Genomic DNA, 1,470 nt, shown 5'->3' with positions numbered 1-1,470 from the left:
GCGCTGCTTCAGCAGCTTGCGTCAGGTGGGCGCCTGGTCTTGCCAGTCGGGGCTGCAGAGCAGTATCTTAGCTTCATAGAACATACGCCTCAGGGATATGTCGAGACCCGGCTTGATGCCGTGCGTTTCGTCCCGCTACTTTCAGGAACGCAATGATTCGATTCGTCGCCGTACTCTTTCCCATTTTGCTTCTGGCTGGCTGTATTTCCCAGCAACCCGTACCCGCGGTCGATCGCTCAATTTCCAGAGTTGCCGTTCAGCCGGCCGGCCCTGGCTATTACACAGTCAAGCGCGGCGATACCCTGTACCGAATTGCGCTGGAACATGGTCAGGATCATCGCGATGTCGCCAACTGGAACAATATTGCCAACCCATCGTCGATCAAGGAAGGCCAGATTCTGCGTGTTGCACCGCCAGGTTCTGCTGCCGACCCTGTCGCTGATGGCGCGGTCACCAAACCGATAGAGGTCGGCTCGGCAATAGAGTCGCGCTCGCTTGATCAGGCGGCGGGTGGAAGCCTTACCGTTGCTCCGCAAAATGGCGCGCTGAAGCGCGAGCCGCGGGTCGGCAAGGAGCCGTACTCGGATGAAGCGTACGCCCGCTTGAACAAGGTCGGTGGCGACTCCGCCAAGCCGGCCGAGGCCAGCTCGGAAACGAAGCCCGAGGTCGCGCCAGCTATTGCGGCGGGGCCGGACGATGTGCCCTGGATGTGGCCGACATCGGCCAAGCTCTCGGCGCCGTACAGTGATGCCGGCAACAAGGGGCTGGATTTTGCCGGCAAGGCAGGTGATCCGGTGCTCGCTGCCGGCGATGGCAAGGTCGTCTATGCTGGCAGCGGTCTGCGCGGCTTTGGCGAACTGGTCATCGTCAAGCACAACGCCACTTATCTGTCGGCTTACGCCCACAACCGCAAGATTCTCGTCAAGGAAGGCCAAATGGTTAGCCGCGGCCAGAAGATTGCCGAGATGGGCAATACTGATACAGACTCGGTCAAGCTGCACTTTGAAATCCGCAAACAGGGCAAGCCGGTCGATCCGGCCCTGTATCTGCCGAAAAGATGAGCGAATCCGGCGAGAGCGTGGACGATGAATTCGAGGGGCCGCCCGATGACTCGGTCCTGCTGCACGAGCCTGAGCTGCCCGAGCCTGAAATTGCCAGCCCGGAAATCGAGCTGCTTGAGGACGTCACCCAGCTTTATTTGAGTGAGATCGGCGCCAAACCGCTGCTCACCCCGGAAGAGGAACTGGCCGCGACGCGGCTTGTCCGTGGCGGTGATTTCGCTGCCCGTCAGCGCATGATCGAGCACAATCTGCGGCTCGTCGTGAATATCGCCAAGCACTACCTGAACCGGGGTATTCCGCTGCTCGACCTGATTGAGGAGGGTAATCTCGGCCTGATCCATGCGCTGGAAAAATTCGATCCGGAACGCGGCTTCCGCTTTTCCACGTATGCCACCTGGTGGATTCGTCA

Annotated in this window: 3 protein-coding genes; all 3 read left to right on the top strand. The window is 60.1% G+C overall.

Features of this window, described 5'->3' with window-relative positions:
- Nucleotides 1-39: 39 nt before the first annotated feature.
- On the top strand, nt 40-156 hold the full coding sequence (locus tag ADADOO_RS17780; protein ID WP_511278855.1) for a hypothetical protein: 117 nt from the start codon (nt 40-42) through the stop codon (nt 154-156).
- A complete protein-coding gene (locus ADADOO_RS17775; RefSeq protein ID WP_511278854.1) occupies nt 153-1,061 on the top strand; it encodes a peptidoglycan DD-metalloendopeptidase family protein in 909 nt (302 codons plus the stop codon). Before ADADOO_RS17780 ends, ADADOO_RS17775 begins: the two co-directional genes overlap by 4 nt.
- Nucleotides 1,058-1,470, top strand: a 413-nt coding sequence (locus ADADOO_RS17770) for a sigma-70 family RNA polymerase sigma factor (RefSeq protein WP_511278853.1), incomplete at its 3' end; no start/stop codon positions are given. The genes ADADOO_RS17775 and ADADOO_RS17770, both read left to right, overlap by 4 nt.

The sequence above is a fragment of the Azonexus sp. genome, from assembly GCF_036170495.1.
Taxonomy (GTDB): domain Bacteria; phylum Pseudomonadota; class Gammaproteobacteria; order Burkholderiales; family Rhodocyclaceae; genus Azonexus.
Note: the sequence above shows the minus strand (reverse complement) of the source record. Positions and strands in the feature narration are given on the sequence as shown.